The organism is Mesorhizobium sp. M0184 (genome assembly GCF_040322215.1).
Lineage (GTDB): Bacteria > Pseudomonadota > Alphaproteobacteria > Rhizobiales > Rhizobiaceae > Mesorhizobium.
The window spans coordinates 13,215-28,902 of record NZ_JAMYSZ010000036.1; the positions used below are offsets into that span (position 1 = coordinate 13,215).

At 58.6% G+C, this 15,688-nt stretch carries 10 protein-coding genes, 2 pseudogenes and 1 riboswitch; of the genes and pseudogenes, 10 read left to right on the forward strand and 2 right to left on the reverse strand.

What is annotated here, in order from left to right:
- Window positions 1–162 precede the first annotated feature (162 nt).
- The 7 genes and pseudogenes from NKJ23_RS29330 to NKJ23_RS29360 all read left to right on the forward strand — a co-directional run bounded on the left by NKJ23_RS29330 (window position 163) and on the right by NKJ23_RS29360 (window position 8,238).
- On the forward strand, window positions 163–1,695 hold the full coding sequence (locus tag NKJ23_RS29330) for a Fic family protein (RefSeq protein ID WP_352684068.1): 1,533 nt from the start codon (window positions 163–165) through the stop codon (window positions 1,693–1,695).
- A gap of 15 nt (window positions 1,696–1,710) precedes the next feature.
- Window positions 1,711–1,833, forward strand: a complete 123-nt coding sequence (locus NKJ23_RS29335) for a hypothetical protein (RefSeq protein ID WP_352684070.1) — start codon at window positions 1,711–1,713, stop codon at window positions 1,831–1,833.
- Window positions 1,834–2,142: 309 nt separating this feature from the next.
- The gene (locus NKJ23_RS29340) at window positions 2,143–2,613 is read left to right on the forward strand and encodes a hypothetical protein (protein WP_352684072.1); all 471 of its coding nucleotides are present in this window, start codon (window positions 2,143–2,145) and stop codon (window positions 2,611–2,613) included.
- Window positions 2,614–2,842: 229 nt separating this feature from the next.
- Window positions 2,843–3,667, forward strand: coding sequence for a hypothetical protein (locus tag NKJ23_RS29345; protein WP_352684074.1), 825 nt, complete (start codon window positions 2,843–2,845; stop codon window positions 3,665–3,667).
- A 917-nt stretch (window positions 3,668–4,584) separates the two neighbouring features.
- A pseudogene (gene glyA, locus NKJ23_RS29350) lies at window positions 4,585–5,854 on the forward strand (serine hydroxymethyltransferase).
- 108 nt (window positions 5,855–5,962) lie between these two features.
- A complete protein-coding gene (metK, locus tag NKJ23_RS29355) occupies window positions 5,963–7,246 on the forward strand; it encodes a methionine adenosyltransferase (protein ID WP_502902591.1) in 1,284 nt (427 codons plus the stop codon).
- Complete coding sequence (locus tag NKJ23_RS29360) at window positions 7,246–8,238, forward strand: adenosine kinase (RefSeq protein WP_352684076.1); 993 nt, start codon at window positions 7,246–7,248, stop codon at window positions 8,236–8,238. Before metK ends, NKJ23_RS29360 begins: the two co-directional genes overlap by 1 nt.
- 32 nt (window positions 8,239–8,270) lie before the next feature.
- Here NKJ23_RS29360 and NKJ23_RS29365 read toward each other — a convergent pair whose 3' ends face one another.
- Window positions 8,271–8,945: a transposase gene (locus NKJ23_RS29365; protein ID WP_352684078.1), complete on the reverse strand. Its 675-nt coding sequence runs from the start codon at window positions 8,943–8,945 to the stop codon at window positions 8,271–8,273.
- Window positions 8,946–9,234: 289 nt separating this feature from the next.
- Here NKJ23_RS29365 and NKJ23_RS29370 point away from each other — a divergent pair.
- Window positions 9,235–10,553: pseudogene (locus tag NKJ23_RS29370) on the forward strand (MFS transporter); the annotation flags it as partial.
- Between the two features lie 213 nt (window positions 10,554–10,766).
- Complete coding sequence (locus NKJ23_RS29375; protein ID WP_352684080.1) at window positions 10,767–11,600, forward strand: helix-turn-helix transcriptional regulator; 834 nt, start codon at window positions 10,767–10,769, stop codon at window positions 11,598–11,600.
- A 317-nt stretch (window positions 11,601–11,917) separates the two neighbouring features.
- Here the strand turns inward: NKJ23_RS29375 and NKJ23_RS29380 are convergent, their stop codons facing one another.
- The gene (locus NKJ23_RS29380; protein WP_352684081.1) at window positions 11,918–12,172 is read right to left on the reverse strand and encodes a hypothetical protein; all 255 of its coding nucleotides are present in this window, start codon (window positions 12,170–12,172) and stop codon (window positions 11,918–11,920) included.
- A 555-nt stretch (window positions 12,173–12,727) separates the two neighbouring features.
- Window positions 12,728–12,928: riboswitch (cobalamin riboswitch) on the forward strand.
- 95 nt (window positions 12,929–13,023) lie between these two features.
- On the opposite strand from NKJ23_RS29380, the gene metE reads away from it, so the two are divergent.
- On the forward strand, window positions 13,024–15,360 hold the full coding sequence (metE, locus tag NKJ23_RS29385; protein ID WP_352684083.1) for a 5-methyltetrahydropteroyltriglutamate--homocysteine S-methyltransferase: 2,337 nt from the start codon (window positions 13,024–13,026) through the stop codon (window positions 15,358–15,360).
- Window positions 15,361–15,688 lie beyond the last annotated feature (328 nt).

The window sequence follows — 15,688 nt, forward strand, 5'->3', positions numbered from 1 at the left end:
CTTCGCGCGGCTATGGAAACGATCGCATTTGCCGATTATCGCATAAAAAACTTGTTATCGCACGACTTAAAAAACTTGCAACTCCACAGCATCATTGACTTGTCGTCTATCAGCACTATATACTTGTAATCGCACAGCTCTAAAAGTTGCAAAGGCACGGCCATGGCCAAGCCCCATGAAAAACTCGCTGTATCACTGGCCGTCCTCAAAGAGCTGCAGGAGGGTGGGCGGCGCATATTCAAATCAGATGAGCTGACCCGCGTCCACCGGGAGCGGCTGCTGCAGAACGGGTTCCTGCGCGATGTTATCAAAGGCTGGCTCATGTCGACCGGCCCGCAGGCACGGCAGCAAGACACCACCCCTTGGTACGCGAGCTTCTGGGAGTTCTGCTCCCTTTACTGCAATGACCGGTTCGGCAAGGACTGGTTCCTCTCACCGGAGCAGTCGCTGCTTCTGCACGCGGAAGCGCCCACTATTCCGCCTCAGGTGGTGGTGAACACCCCCAAAGGCACGAATAACAAAATCGACCTGCTGTTCGGCACTTCGCTCTATGACCTCAAGGTCAAGGAGATGCCGGCCGAACTGACAGAGAAAAACGGCCAGCGCGTGTTCACTGTCGAGGCCGCCCTTACCCGGGTGCCGGAAGCGTTCTTCCAGCGCGCGCCTATCGAGATGCAGATCGCCATGGCGTCGGTGCGCGACGTATCAACCGTTCTGGCCCTGCTGCTTGATGGCGGCCATTCCGCCGTGGCGGGACGGCTTGCGGGGGCCTTCCGTCGCGTAGGACGCGACTCCTTTGCCGATGAAATCGTGGCCGCCTTCAAAGCCGCCGGCTATGACGTGCGCGAATCCGATCCGTTCGCGGGACAAATTGGAGTGACAACTATTGCGGCGGGCGTACCGCCGTTGGTCGCCCGCCTGCGCGCGATCTGGCAATCGCAGCGCGAAGCCATCATCGAGATATTCCCGAAGGCAACCGGACTGCCGTCCGACAAAGACGCCTATATGAAGTTCGTCGAGGATATCTACGAAAGCGACGCCTACCATTCGCTGTCGATAGAAGGGTACAGCGTCACCCCGGAACTCATCGACCGGGTGCGCGAGGGGAGCTGGAATCCGGAGATTGATGAAGAGGACCGCAAGAACCGAGATGCGCTTGCCGCGCGTGGCTACTACCTCGCATTCCAGAAGGTCAAAGACTCTGTTGCCGCGATCATCAACGGCAAGCCAGCCGGCGCGTTGACGCGGGACACTCACCGGGAGTGGTACCGGGAGCTGTTCGTGCCGTCAGTGACCGCCGGCATCCTCAAAGCCAGCGCGCTTGCGGGATATCGCAATCACCCTGTGTACCTGCGCGGCTCGCAGCACGTGCCGCCGCGTACCGAAGCGGTGGCCGATGGTATGAATGAGCTGTTCGACCTGCTGGAGGCGGAGAAGGAGGCCTCCGTGCGTGCCGTGCTGGGGCATTGGCTTGTGGGCTATGTGCACCCCTATCCGGACGGCAACGGACGAATGGCGCGGTTCCTCATGAACGCGATGCTGGCTTCAGGCGGTTACCCCTGGACAGTCGTCAGAGTCGATGACCGGAAGGCCTACCTCGCAGGGCTGGAGGAGGCGAGCGGCAATATGAATGTGAAAACGTTCGCCGCCTTTCTCGCCGAACGGGTGAAGTGGTCTATGGAGAAGGCGGCGTGAGGTCGGTGGTGTGCCATGTTTAACTTGCTTGTCTCGGGCCGCGGCGAGTGGTGGGAAACGCCGCCGTTCACGTCAACCATTGACCGGTTCAAGGAATCTAGCGGCGCCGAGGCCGAGGCTATCGACCTCGCGCCCTGAAACATTGCGCCGGCTGGAGGAAATCCCGGCGCTTTTGATGTACGAAGTCGGGGCGGGAGGCCCGCACGCGCGCGTGGTCCGGCACAGCCGCATACGCAATATCGTTCGGCGCGGACACGAACTGGCCTTCACCTTCGAGCCCGATCCGAAACATGCCTTTCTCGACCGGTCAGCGGTGTTGAGAATTGCGGACCGGCTGGGCATTCAACAGTTCGAACAGCACGTACGCACTGGGCGATCAAGGATGGTGACATTCCGGCCGAGCTGATTGCCACCAGCACCGCTGAACGGGCGCAGCGCACCGTTGCCGTGGTTGCGGCAGAATATGTAGAAGCGCGCCGCGAGGGACGAAGGAGAGAAGCTGCCGAACTGGCCGAAGAACTGGAGGATTTTCCTCCCTCGCTGGAGAAAGCAGTGTCGCTCGTGCCGGCGCGTATCCTTCAGCAGCCGACACCCGAATTATACCCGATCCTTGGGATAGAGCCCCGCACGCCCGAAGGCCGCAACGCCGTCGTGGCCGTCGTCGCAAGGGATCACAATGCGCAGGACTTGCCTGCCGACTGGTCTTATTCGCTGGCGTGGTTCCTGGACCTTTACGGCAGCGCGACGGAAGCGGGGCGCCTTGACGGCGCGCTGGCCGAATGCGCAACGCATATGATCGCGCTCGGCACTGGCGAGGGAGAAGCCGCCGCCCCGGTTGAAGATATCGGCTACGCACTCTGGCGCTGTTCGCGAAGCCCGAAACTTATCGGCGATCTGCGCCGGGAATCGCTGAGATAGCGCAGGAGGTTTTGTCGCTTACCAAAATCAACTGGAACTCGACCCAGATCAATCAGAAGCTTCCCATTCCCATTCTAGCAACCAGAAGAGTGGGTGAGCTCTTTAAATACCTATCCGAGGAATCGATAAGCTCAGACTATCGCAATTATACATAGTTTTTTCTGCTATATGGTCTGCTCGGCTGCAGGCAAAGATCCCCGGATAAACTTCAGCACGAAAGCAGAATTGAATGAAGGTGGGCTACACGGAGTTCTCATTTGGGTATGCCTTCACCGAAAACTTTATCCGGTCATCGTCAGCCGCACCTGTAGGCGCGCCGGTCTTTCCAAACCTCATACAGGAGGGGCATTCTGGCTTTGACATCCGCATCAATTTCCCAGGGGTTCCGCTGTTTTTCCAGTACAAGCTTCCGGAGCTGATGAAGCGAGGAACTGCGTTTGAGATTGCGAGCGGACATTGTCCCGGTTTGTCGATACCATTTTTTCGGATTGCGATGATGCGCAGGGATGTGTCGCGTCAGCATGAACTGCTTCTTCGGCTTGAGGCGCGCTATCCGTCAAACGTCTTCTATGCGGCTCCTTGTATTGCAAACATCAGCGATTTCGACCGCTCTTATAATGGAGCAACCGTAGCACGGCAGTCCATTTTCGTCTCACCAGGGGATATTGGGCCCTTGCCAGACGACAAAGCGTACAGCCTTGCCTATAAACCTGGACTGGCAACTGGATATTTTTGCTCGAAACCCAAGCCCACCAAAGTTCAAACATTTGATGATCTCGCTGCGCTCTTTAAGGAGCAGTTCGCCGAGAAGCGTTTTGCGGAAGTCGGCGAGGCGGCGCGTGAGATGCGCGAAAACGTACTTGAGCTTGCTTCGCCGTCAATGCGGCAAGCCGAACAGCTCATTGCTGAACGGGTCGGCGCGAGACGCATTCAGATTCTAGACGGCGCAGCCAGACCGCCCGAGGAAGAGCGCGCAGTCACTGACATTCTCGGAGCGCGGGAAATTGCGCGTGTCGATCTTGGCGTCGACCTGCTGGTGGCCCAACCACGCTAACGACATCATACCTCGCTGATTAGCCCAGCTTTTGTCTAGGCCACAGTTATGAGACTACGAACTACTTGGCCAGGAAGAAGATCGGATTGAAAGCGAACCTTCCGTGTCATCTTTGCATCACGGTCAGTCTGCACGAGATTGACCGCTGCAAGCCGGGAGCAAGACCGGGCTGCGCAAACGTTGCAACAGATCCTTCAAGGAAATTCATAGACTCTTAGCGACTCCAGTTCGCTGTGAATGGTAGGCTTATTGCAACGTTTGAGTCAGTGGGGTCCGAACCGTGGCTTATTCTCCGACCCGCCGAACTGCGTGCAATTTCGGCTAAAGGCAATTGCAAGAAGAGCGCCCATCTTGTTTGTTCGACACAGCCATATCGGCTCAAAACAGTATCTTCACGGCCACCGAGATTGTCCGGTCGGTGGACAAGCAACCATATTATTTGGTTCGAAAGCTGCAACATCTGTGGAGAACGCGAAATGACAAATTCAGTAGGACGAGTGCCCAGGCTTTCCAAGTGGCTTGGTCCTGACCAATGCTGACACTGGTCAGTCGTCTACGGACGGCAGCGCATTTAGATCGCCTTCGAATTCTAGGCCTTTGCGCGCACGCCGACCTAACTGTCTGCCAGCTAGCGGAGATTCTGGGTCTGCGTCGTGAGCACGTTGTACGACACGTCCGGCTGCTGGCCAGAGCCGACTTTCTTTACTGCAACGAACAACGTCCGTGGTGCTCGTACAATCTCAAAACAGGAGGTAAGGACGGCGGGCTGGTTCAATTGTTGGTTGATCTCCTGCCCCACGGCGATGGCTATCACAAACGAGACCTTCAACGGCTCGAAGCGGTACGAGACACGCGGCCGAAGGGGACCGCATGCTTGACCGTGAAATAGATCAATCCAATTGGAGCGCGAAGCTACCATGGACAACTCCGCCGACAGCGCCATCGCGCAGCCCGACACTTACGGACGGTCTCGCTTGGCGGCGGTTGATTGCCGCGTTCACGAACTGCTTCTAAGACAGGAGCGGCAGGAGCGGACGACGCTCAAACTGATCGCATCTGAGAACTTTGCCTCCTCGGCCGTGCTGGAAGCAACCGGTTCGATTTTCATGAACAAGTACGCCGAGAGGTACCGCGCTGCGCGCTACTACGCGGGAAACGAGATCGTCGATGAGCTTGAGAACCTCGCCATTGAGCGCTTGAACACGTTATTCGGCAGCGAACACGCCAACGTCCAGCCTTATTCCGGCTCGCCGGCCAATCAGGCTGTCTATCGAGCGCTTTTAAGCCCCGGTGACAAGGTGATGGGTTTGCCAATTCCGGAAGGGGGCCACCTCACTCATGGTTGGGCCATCAATTTTTCCGGAACAGACTATAAGCGCGTCCCCTATGGGCTGCACGAAAAGACGCAGCAAATTGACTATGACCGTTTGCGCGAAACAGCAAAACGCGAACGGCCTCGGCTCATTTGGGCTGGCGGTACTGCTTATCCCCGTATCTTTGACTACGCGGCAATGGCAGAAATCGCTCTGGAGGCGAACTCCTACCTCGTGGCCGACATCGCGCACATCAGTGCCCTGATTGTCGCTGGAGCGCATCCGAATCCCGTACCCCATTGCGACGTCGTCAGCAGCACGTCTCACAAGTCGATTCGCGGTCCCCGCGGTGGCTTCATTTTGTCAAGGAATGAAGATCGCTATCAAGCGCTGTATCATTCGAAGGGCAAATACAATCTCGCCAGACGAATAGATCGCGCTGTCTTCCCTCAACTGCAAGGCGGCCCCCATATGAATGTTATCGCGGCGCTAGCTGTCGCTTTGCGGGAAGCCGCGGACCCGTCCTTCCGCAGTTACGGCCAACAGATTGTCGAAAATGCCAAGGCTCTGGCCCAGGCGCTTCTGGACCGAGGTTATGACCTGGTCACCGGGGGCACTGACAATCACATGCTGATCCTTGATCTTCGCGATCGACCACTATCAGGCAAGGCCTATGCCAAGCGGTTAGCGAAGGCAGGCATCATTACGAGCTTTAATATGGTGCCGGGCGACCCGCGCCATCCTGCGGTCATAAGCGGAATTCGCCTGGGGGCGCCAGCAGTGACGTCAATGGGCACGGTGCAAATTGCTGGCTTCATTGACTCCGTCCTCCGGCGAGCCAGACGACGAAGATCTCCATGCCTGCGTGCGATGAGACGTTGCCGACTTGTGCGCTGCGTTCGAGGTCCCGGGCATCACCGACAGGTAAGGTGGGCTAAGCAACATGCCCCATACAACTCCAACACCCGAAGCGAGGCATTTCATGGCTAGGCAGTTCGTGTTCTCTTCCGAATCGGTTGGCGCGGGACACCCGGATAAGTTGGCCGACAACATCTCGGATGCCATCCTCGATGCCATCCTCCGCACCGATCCCAAGGCGCGCGTCGCCTGTGAAGCGTTGGTAAAATCAGGGATGGTCGTTCTGGCTGGCGAGATTACCAGCGATGCGCGGGTGGATTATAGCCAAGTTGCGCGCGATACGATTCTGGATATTGGATACGACGATGAGGCCGTCGGCTTTGACGGCCGGCGTTGCTCCGTCGTTCATGCACTCACCGAGCAATCGCCCGACATTAGCCAGGGCGTTGACGAGGGACGAGGGCAGGACCTCCAACAGGGAGCGGGAGATCAGGGCCTCATGTTCGGCTACGCATGCCGCGAAACCGATACTCTGATGCCTTTGCCGATCCAGCTCGCTCATCGCTTGACGAAACGACAGGCAGATGTCCGGAAAGCACGACAGCTTGGCTGGTTGCGTCCTGACATGAAATCCCAAGTCTCAGTGCGCTATGACGGGTTGCGCCCGGTCGCCCTGGATACCATCGTCGTATCGACCCAACATGACGAGCAGGTCTCGCAAGAGACGGTCCGCGAGGGCGTCATTGAGGAAATCATAAAGCCTGTCCTGCCGACCCACCTGGAGACGGAAGGCATCAGAATTCTGGTCAACCCGACGGGGAGGTTCGTAGTCGGCGGGCCGCGCGGCGACTGCGGTCTCACTGGACGCAAGATCATCGTCGATTCCTATGGTGGGATGGGTCGTCACGGCGGCGGCGCCTTTTCGGGCAAGGACCCGTCCAAGGTTGACCGCTCAGCTGCCTATGCGGCCCGGTATGTTGCAAAGAATATCGTCGCTAGCGGACTTGCGGACGTCTGCGAGGTGCAGCTTGCTTACGCAATCGGCGTGGCCAGTCCGGTTTCTGCCATGGTCAACACGTTCGGGACAGCGAGGGTTGAGGAAAGAAGGATCGAGCGCCTCATTCTTGAGTTGTTCGATCTCAGACCGAAAGGCATTATCAAGATGCTTGATCTCCTACGCCCTATATACCGCAAGACCGCGACCTATGGCCATTTCGGCCGTGAAGAGCCTGAGTTCACCTGGGAGAAGACAGACAGGGCCGACGAATTGCGTCGCGAGGCAGGACTCGCCGCCCCCGTGAGGGCCGACGCCGAATGGATTGGCATCCGGAAAGCCCATTCCAACTCGCCAGACCCGCCGGCCGGCCGGCGTGGCAAGAAGCCGTCGGGATTTTCGCGGAGACATTGATGCCGGACTATGACGTGCTTTGTATCGGAAATGCCATCGTCGACATCATCGCCCAGTGCGACGAGGCGTTCCTGGAGACCAACGGCATCATCAAGGGCGCGATGAATTTGATCGACACGAGGCGCGCCGAACTGCTCTACAGCCGCATGGGCCCGGCCATTGAAGCCTCGGGCGGCAGCGCCGGCAACACGGCGGCGGGCGTTGCCAGCTTCGGCGGCCGCGCCGCCTTCTTCGGCAAGGTCTCGAACGACGCGCTCGGCGAAATCTACGCGCATGACATCCATGCCCAGGGCGTCGCCTTCGACACCAGGCCGCTCAGCGGCGAGCCACCGACGGCGCGCTCGATGATCTTCGTCACGCCGGACGGCGAGCGCTCGATGAACACCTATCTCGGCGCCTGCGTCGAGCTCGGCCCGGAGGACGTCGAGGCCGACAAGGCGTCGGGCGCCGCGGTCACCTATTTCGAGGGCTATCTATGGGACCCGCCGCGCGCCAAGGAAGCGATCCGGCAGACGGCGAAGCTCGCCCATGCCTCCGGGCGCGAAGTGTCGATGACCTTGTCGGACTCGTTCTGCGTCGACCGCTACCGCGACGAATTCCTCGATCTGATGCGCTCCGGCACCGTCGACATCGTCTTTGCCAACAGCCACGAGATCAAGTCGCTCTACCAGACAGCTTCCTTCGCCGAGGCGCTGGCGCGGATCCGCCGCGACTGCAAGATCGCCGCCGTCACCCGTTCGGAAAAGGGCTCGGTCATCGTGTGCGGCGACGAGACCGTCACCATCGAGGCCACCAGGATCCGCGAGCTGGTCGACACCACCGGCGCCGGCGACCTCTACGCCGCCGGCTTCCTCTACGGCTATACGCAAGGCCGCAGCCTGAAGCAGTGCGGCGATCTCGGCTCGCTGGCGGCCGGGCTGGTCATCCAGCAGATCGGCCCAAGGCCAAGGCAGAATCTGCGTCGCGAGGCGGAGCAGGCGGTATTGCTGTAGGTGGGGAGCCAAGAACCAGCTGCCCATCATTCTTAATCCAGCCCGAGCCTTTTCTTCAGTTCCGCATTCTCCTTGCGGAGACGATCGGCAAGCAGGCTCTTTAGCCGCTTGTTTTCTTCCTCGAGCGCGACGAGATCCTTCAGCCCGTCACTGTCCGCCGCCGGCGCCGCCGCCTTCTTCCAAAGATAATATGTCTGTTCCGAGATGCCGGCTTGCTTCACCGCACTCTTGAGAGTAGCGCCGCCACCGATCGAGGTCTCGATCTGCGCCAGCTTCTGGGCACGATCCTTCGCGGAGTAGCTCTTTCGGCCTGTTCGCGCTGACGGCGGTGCTTCAGTGGCCGCGGATATCGGCTTGGCGCCGTTCTTGCGGGCAGGCGAGCTCGCCTCAGCTTCTGGCTTCCTCGACCGCCGCGCTCTCGTCTTCGGTTTTGGCGTTTCCGTTTTGTCTGCCGGTTCGCTAACTACTGCTGACCCGGTTTCCAGGGGATTGGCCATGAAATGCTCCACTCGCGGTTCGTGCAAAGGTTCAGCATCAAGGACCACTACAGTAGAGTCAACAAGCTGACGATTTAACGGCTCGACTTCCTTTGTTGTCTCGGCCATCGCCGCGGCGATGTCGAAATTGCCCCAGATGGAACGTGCGGATTTTTGATAATTGCGCTTTTGTTTGACTTCCACGGTGAATGGTCGCGTCTGCCGCCTCATAGTTCCTTCCTGAATAGGAGTATGAAGTCGCCGCTCGAATTTTTGGCGCTTCCTGCTTAGCGCGGAGCATTATCGTATAGCCGCTCAACGGGCAAGTGATGCCGGTCTTCGATGGCTGACCCATCTGGGGAGATTTGAGCGGCTTCGCGCGTCCTGCGCATGCCTGTAAGGCCGCCAAGTTTTCTGGGTTAGCAGGCGCGCACTGTGGCAGCTTGGCTTGTACGGCGAGGCCATGGTTGAGTGAGGCGAAACAAATCCAGCCCCGCGGTCAATCCCGAGGCTTCCCACAATGGCGAAGAGAACATCTTCACTCGTTCCTTTTGAGCACAAGACCTTCCGTTCGCTATGGTCGGCTGCACTCATTTCGAACCTTGGCACCCTAGTGGAAGGTGCGGCGGCAGCTTGGCTGATGACGAGCATCGCCACCTCCCATGGAATGGTGGCGCTCGTCCAGTCATCGACCACCCTCCCCTACATGATCTTCTCGCTCGCGGCGGGAGCGCTCGCGGACAAGTTTGACCGTCGCCGGATCATGTTGACTGCGCAACTGCTGATGGTCTGCGTATCCGCCTTCCTGGCGTTCCTGACCTATGCGGGGAATGACACCCTGGACCCTTCTGGGTCTCACCTTCCTAATCGGCTGTGGTTGGGCATTGCACGATCCCTCTTGGCAAGCCTCCATGGGAGATATCCTGCCTCGCGAACACCTGCCAAGCGGGGTTGCGCTCAACGGCATGAGCTACAATCTCATGCGCAGCATCGGGCCGGCGATTGGCGGCATAATCGTGGCCACAGCCGGTGCGGCCTTCGCGTTCCTCTTCAACGTCCTTTGCTACTTCGCTCTGATCGCTGCGCTGTTGCGATGGAAAGCCGAACGGGCACGACAAGCGCTGCCGCGGGAGGCTTTCGGCAGTGCGATGGCGGCGGGCTTCCGTTACGTGCTCTTGTCGCCGAACCTTCTCAAGGTGATGTGCCGGAGTTTCATTTTCGGCCTCACCGCCGTTGTCATTTTGTCTCTCCTGCCGTTGGTCGCTCGCGAACAGATCAAAGGGACCGCAGTCACCTACGGCGTGATGCTCGGCTTCTTCGGCCTGGGAGCGATTTGCGGCGCGCTCCTCATCGGGCGGGTCCGAGAAGTTCTCTCCAACGAATGGGTCATTCGCGGTGCGTTCTTTGTATTGGCGATCAGCTGCTTCTTTCGGGCATGGAGCGAGCACGTTGGGCTGAGCTGTCTCAACCTCATGCCAGCCGGTGCGGCCTGGATTCAATCATTCTCGCTGTTTAACGTCACAGTGCAGCTTTCGGCGCCGCGGTGGGTGGTTGGACGCCCCCTCTCTCTATCAGACGGCCACATACGGCGGCATGGCGGCGGGAAGCTGGCTTTGGGGCGAACTGGCGGATGTCCAAGGTGTTTCGGGAGCCTTGCTCGTCCGCCAGCTGGTTCTTGTGATTGGGGGACTGATGGGCATCCTTCTGCGTCAGCCGGATTTTGAAACGCTCAATCTGGATCCGACCAACAAGTTCAGCGAACCGACGCTGCAACTTGACCTGCGGCCACGAAGCGGTCCGATCATGGTGATGGTCGACTATCGTGTCGATCAGAGAGATCCAGACTCGCCCACAATAATTATCTGAATTTCAGCAGTAATTTTTGATCGCCCATTCGTGCTGTGTACCAGCCCTGTGTCTTGCGCAAGTGGTCACGAACGGCTGCCGGAGCCTCGAAGACGCCCTAAAAAACACATGCTGCGATTTTTGAACACGCTTGACGTGTTAGATTAATTCATCCACAATGCGTGTGTTGAACACGCGAGGTGAGTTATGAACATGAAAGAGCTTAGGGTTCGACTGGGCATGACTCAAAAAGATTTGGCAGAGCAGATGGCAACGACGCAACAGACTGTGGCCCGTTGGGAAACAGGCAAATCGCAGTTGAACGTTGAGCAGATCAAGGACCTTTGTCTCACGTTGAAATGCACGGTCGAGGAGCTGCTGGGCTGGAAGATTGATGTCGAGGAGTGGCGCACGAGCCCGTTTGCAATTGCCGATGCCGAAACGCGATACGGCACGCTCAGAATCAAGACGACTGTTGGCAGCCGCCAATATCCTATCGATGAAAAGGCGCGTGAATCGATTTTACGTCAGTTGAAGGAACTTCATAATCTTCGTAGAAATAACTCAAGCAGGCCATGGCTGTATTGTTGGAGCCTTGACAACAAAATACTCTTGGTAAATCCGCAATATGTCCGCACCATTGAGCTTGTCGGTGACGATGTAGAGGAGATGCCAGAGTATTATCATCCAGAAATCTATCGGGCTTTGGATGACTGGGATAAGGGTGAGGTTTCAGGAAAGCTGAAGAAAGAATGCGATGCCATCATCGCAGAGATGGGTGATCAGGAAGCCGTGCGCATGGCCTCCTATGTTCGCGTCACATATGACGACGGAGAAGATGAGTGGAACTTCTTGGATGAAGAAACCGCTACGACTTTCTTCGGATTGGAAGCTGCGACCTTTGACGTTCCCCAGTGTAGTTTCGCCGAAGTGGAGGAAGAAGGTTACTACCGAGCGCGATACGCCAACCTTGATCGCGCCGCGGTGATGGAGGTTCCAAGCGACCGTTATCACAGATTGACCGCGCCCGAGGAAGCTTAGAACCATCCACGAAGGGCGCATGTTACATCTCGACCTTGCGTGGTGCGTTTTCAGTACGAGATGACGTTAAGCGTAGGTAGTGGCAGGTAAGAGTGCTCGACCAGAAGCTCAACTGCCTCCTCAATATCGCTGCCGATGTGCCGCAGGACACGTCCACGGGAGCGTGGATAGGCGTAAAGTTCCTGCACTCCACGGTCCGCTCTCCCATCGCCGGTGTGTCCCCGACGCCATCTTGTGGACGAGCTTGGCCGCCTGCACCCGGTTGTATTCCGGCTTGCGGTCCGCCTGGGCGGTCCGCCGCGATGGCTATCTCCATGTCAATCGGCGCCGAACTTTGACTGCCCGCTGCTTTTGATGAATTTGGCGAGGTCCCGCGCATAATCACTCTTGGTCTTCTCCTTGAGGCCCTGTGTCGCGAACTTGTGGTCCAGCAGGGCAAACAGGTCCAAGTCCCCTTCCGCCAGTGGCGCTGGCTTGCCCTCACCGCCCGCGGCTTTCCAATTGGGGACCGCTTCTGCGCGCTGCACCGTGGCGATTGTCCGCCCAAGACGCATTACAAGATCGAACGCCAAACCGTGCGCGTGCACGACGATTTGCCGCTCAGGCCTCATTTGGACAGGACTTGAGCTGGCCCGGTGGTTTGAGCCGGGTTACCTTGAGCCGGTGGGCTGCGAACAAGCAGTTCGAGACATTGGCCTCGATCACTTCGGAACACGCCGCTGCGCCTGGCCTCGGTGTGCTCCCCCCGAAATCGTTGTGTCATATCACCGAGGGCATCACGGCCAACAGCTTCCACATGGGCAACAGCCTCGCCATTGAGCCGAATATGGTCGCGAGCAGATCACCAACGAAGCGGTCGGAACCTCGGAGCCGAAGTTCGACGCCGAGGTGGTTCGCATGATGCGCTAAGCAGCACCACGGCGCTTGCCGGTATGTTTGCTGCCGGCAGCCGACGAACTCCTATCCTCCTGGACAAGGGCGCCGTGCGTCATTGCTTTGATTTACCGGCCGCTCAAGGCTTCCACAGTTTTCGCTTTCGAGGCGACCTTTGGAACATGCCAACGGAAATTTAACATAACGACATAAACATTTCTCTATGCGACGTTGACAAAGAAGCGAACTGCTGTAATTGTCTCCCGCGTCGTGGTTCTCCGTACGGCGCTGCCGCAGCGGAGCTAAGAGGGAAGCCGGTGCGATGCCGGCGCTGCCCCCGCAACTGTTAGCGGCGAGCCAACCCCACTCATGTCACTGAGGCGAATAGCCTTGGGAAGACGGGTAGAGGCTATGACCCCGCGAGCCAGGAGACCTGCCACGGCGAATTACGTCCACGGGCGGGGTGTCTCGGTGGCCGCTGCAGCCTGGCGTTCGTGCCGGCCTGCTAGCGCCTTCCTTGTCACCGACGCCCCAACCATCGGGGTCTGGCATGACTGTCTCTCAGCAAATTCCTGTAGCAACGCTCGGCGTGCCCCGCTTCGGTCGTCGGCGAGAACTGAAATTCGCGCTTGAAAGCTACTGGTCCGGAAAATCGTCCGCTGCCGACCTTCTCACGACCGCGAAGGCGCTCCGTGCCGCTAGCTGGGAGGAGCAGCACGATCGCGGCGTGTCGAAAATCCCGTCGAACGACTTCTCGCTCTACGACCATGTGCTCGACACCGCAGCCATGGTCGGCGCCGTTCCATCCCGTTACGGCTGGAATAGCGGCGAGATTCCACTTGACATCTACTTCGCAATGGCGCGGGGCAACCAGGGTCAGACGGAGGATTGTCGACACGCTGGTCACCAGCAGGCGGCTCATCGGTCTGATGTAACCGCGATGGAAATGACCAAGTGGTTTGACACCAACTATCACTACATTGTGCCGGAACTCAACGATGATCAGACGTTCGCCCTCTCGTCGACGAAACCGGTCGATTACTTCATCGAGGCTAAAGCTCTCGGCGTTCACACACGCCCAGTCATCCTTGGACCGATCACCTTCCTCAAGCTGGCGAAATCGCCTGCCGAAGGATTCGATCCCATCGCGCTCCTGCCGCGGCTGCTGCCCGTCTACGAGCAACTCCTGCAGAGGCTGAAGCTGTCGGGAGCGGACTGGGTGCAGATCGATGAGCCAGCGCTTGTCCTCGATCTGAACCCGAACGAACGAGCTGCGTTCGAATTCGCCTATGGCCAGCTGTCGAAAGCCGCGCCCGAGCTGAAGATCATGCTGGCTACCTATTTCGGGCCGCTGGGAGACAATCTCGAAACCGCGGTTTCTCTGCCCCTGGCCGGGCTGCATATTGATCTCGTGCGCGCTCCCGAGCAGCTGGAAACCGTGGGTCGGCTCGCACCGAAGGATCTGGTGCTCTCGCTTGGCTTGATCGATGGCCGCAACGTCTGGCGTGCGAACCTGCCCGCCATTCTCGACCGCATCAAACCGATCGTCGCCGGCTGGCCCTTGGACCGCGTCGAGATCGCGCCTTCTTGCTCGATGCTGCACGTGCCGATCGACCTGCGCATGGAGACCGAACTCGACGCGGACATCAGGTCGTGGCTCGCCTTCGCGGCCCAGAAGACCGACGAGTTGGTGTTGCTGGCCCGGGCCCTGACTCAAGGCAGAGATGCGGTGGCAGGCGCGTTGAAAGCGTCTGCCGAGGCTGCCGCCACTCGCGTGACATCCACGAAGATCCATGACCCGCTTGTTGAGGGACGGATCGCCAGCATTGACGACAGCATGAAGCGACGAGAGAGCGCTTTTGCCGAGCGCTCCAGAGTCCAGGCCGGCACGCTCGGGCTGCCGCCGTTCCCGACGACGACCATCGGGTCCTTCCCGCAGACGCCGCAGGTACGCAGGGCGCGGGCCGCTCATGCGAAGGGCCAGCTGAGCTATGTCGACTACGAGACCTTCCTGAAGAAGGAGATCGAGGCTGCAATTCGCTGGCAGGAAGAGATCGGGCTGGACGTGCTGGTGCACGGTGAGTTCGAACGAAACGACATGGTACAGCATTTCGGCGAGCAGCTGTCCGGCTTCGCCTTCACCCAGCATGCCTGGGTGCAGAGCTATGGGTCGCGTTACGTGCGCCCCCCCATCATCTTCGGCGACGTATCGAGGCCCAATCCGATGACGCTGCGCTGGTGGCAGTTCGCCCAGTCGCTTACGGAAAACCCTGTGAAGGGAATGCTCACAGGCCCGGTGACCATTCTCAACTGGTCATTTGTTCGCGACGACGTACCCCGCTCCGAAGCATGCCGCCAGATCGCGCTCGCCATCCGCGACGAAGTGAGGGATCTCGAATGGTCCGGCGCAAGGATGATCCAGATCGATGAGGCCGCGTTTCGCGAAGGATTGCCACTGCGCCAGTCTGATTGGAACGACTATCTCGACTGGGCTGTCGAATGCTTCCGGATCGCCTCAACGGGTGTAAAGGACGCCACTCAAATCCATACTCACATGTGCTATTCGGAGTTCAACGAGATCATCGACGCGATCGCTGAAATGGATGCGGATGTCATTTCGATTGAGACGTCGCGCTCGAAAATGGAACTGCTGGACGCCTTCACGAGCTCCAAATATCCGAATGAAATCGGGCCCGGAGTCTACGACATTCACTCACCACGGGTCCCGGAAGTCGGCGAGATTTCGGATCTCGTCATGCTTGCCCGCGAGCGACTGTCGGATTCCCAACTGTGGGTAAACCCGGACTGTGGCCTCAAAACACGCAAATGGGAGGAGGTCCGCCCTGCCCTCATGAACATGGTCGATGCAGCACGTGGGCTCCGGTAGAAAGTGTAGGCCGGAGGGTCCTGGTTGCTCACCATGTGGTGAGTGACCGCCTGCCGCATGTCGGCCGTGAATGTGCCAAAACGCGATCACATCCTTTGAAATAAGTCACTCGAGCGAGAATGTGCACTTTCCTTCGGCACGTGTATTAATCGCGCAGGAGTAAAGGGTAGCGTTTTCTCCCTGTGACGTGTCGAGTTCGAAGGGGATGTGATTGGCGTCGAGACCGCTCCGCCATGGGTTATTAGCATGCCAAGTGCGTTGTTCTCGATCAGTTCGTAAAGGACTTCTCGGCTCGGTTCATCGAAATGCGGGTACATACATGACAGGT

Excerpts from the sequence above, each read along its gene's own strand:
- NKJ23_RS29330 (WP_352684068.1), top strand. The coding sequence starts at position 163 with ATGGCCAAGCCCCATGAAAAACTCGCTGTATCACTGGCCGTCCTCAAA.
- NKJ23_RS29335 (WP_352684070.1), top strand. The coding sequence starts at position 1,711 with ATGTTTAACTTGCTTGTCTCGGGCCGCGGCGAGTGGTGGGAAACGCCG.
- NKJ23_RS29345 (WP_352684074.1), top strand. The coding sequence starts at position 2,843 with ATGAAGGTGGGCTACACGGAGTTCTCATTTGGGTATGCCTTCACCGAA.
- metK (WP_502902591.1), top strand. The coding sequence starts at position 5,963 with ATGGCTAGGCAGTTCGTGTTCTCTTCCGAATCGGTTGGCGCGGGACAC.
- NKJ23_RS29360 (WP_352684076.1), top strand. The coding sequence starts at position 7,246 with ATGCCGGACTATGACGTGCTTTGTATCGGAAATGCCATCGTCGACATC.
- NKJ23_RS29365 (WP_352684078.1), bottom strand. The coding sequence starts at position 8,945 with ATGAGGCGGCAGACGCGACCATTCACCGTGGAAGTCAAACAAAAGCGC.
- NKJ23_RS29375 (WP_352684080.1), top strand. The coding sequence starts at position 10,767 with ATGAACATGAAAGAGCTTAGGGTTCGACTGGGCATGACTCAAAAAGAT.
- metE (WP_352684083.1), top strand. The coding sequence starts at position 13,024 with ATGACTGTCTCTCAGCAAATTCCTGTAGCAACGCTCGGCGTGCCCCGC.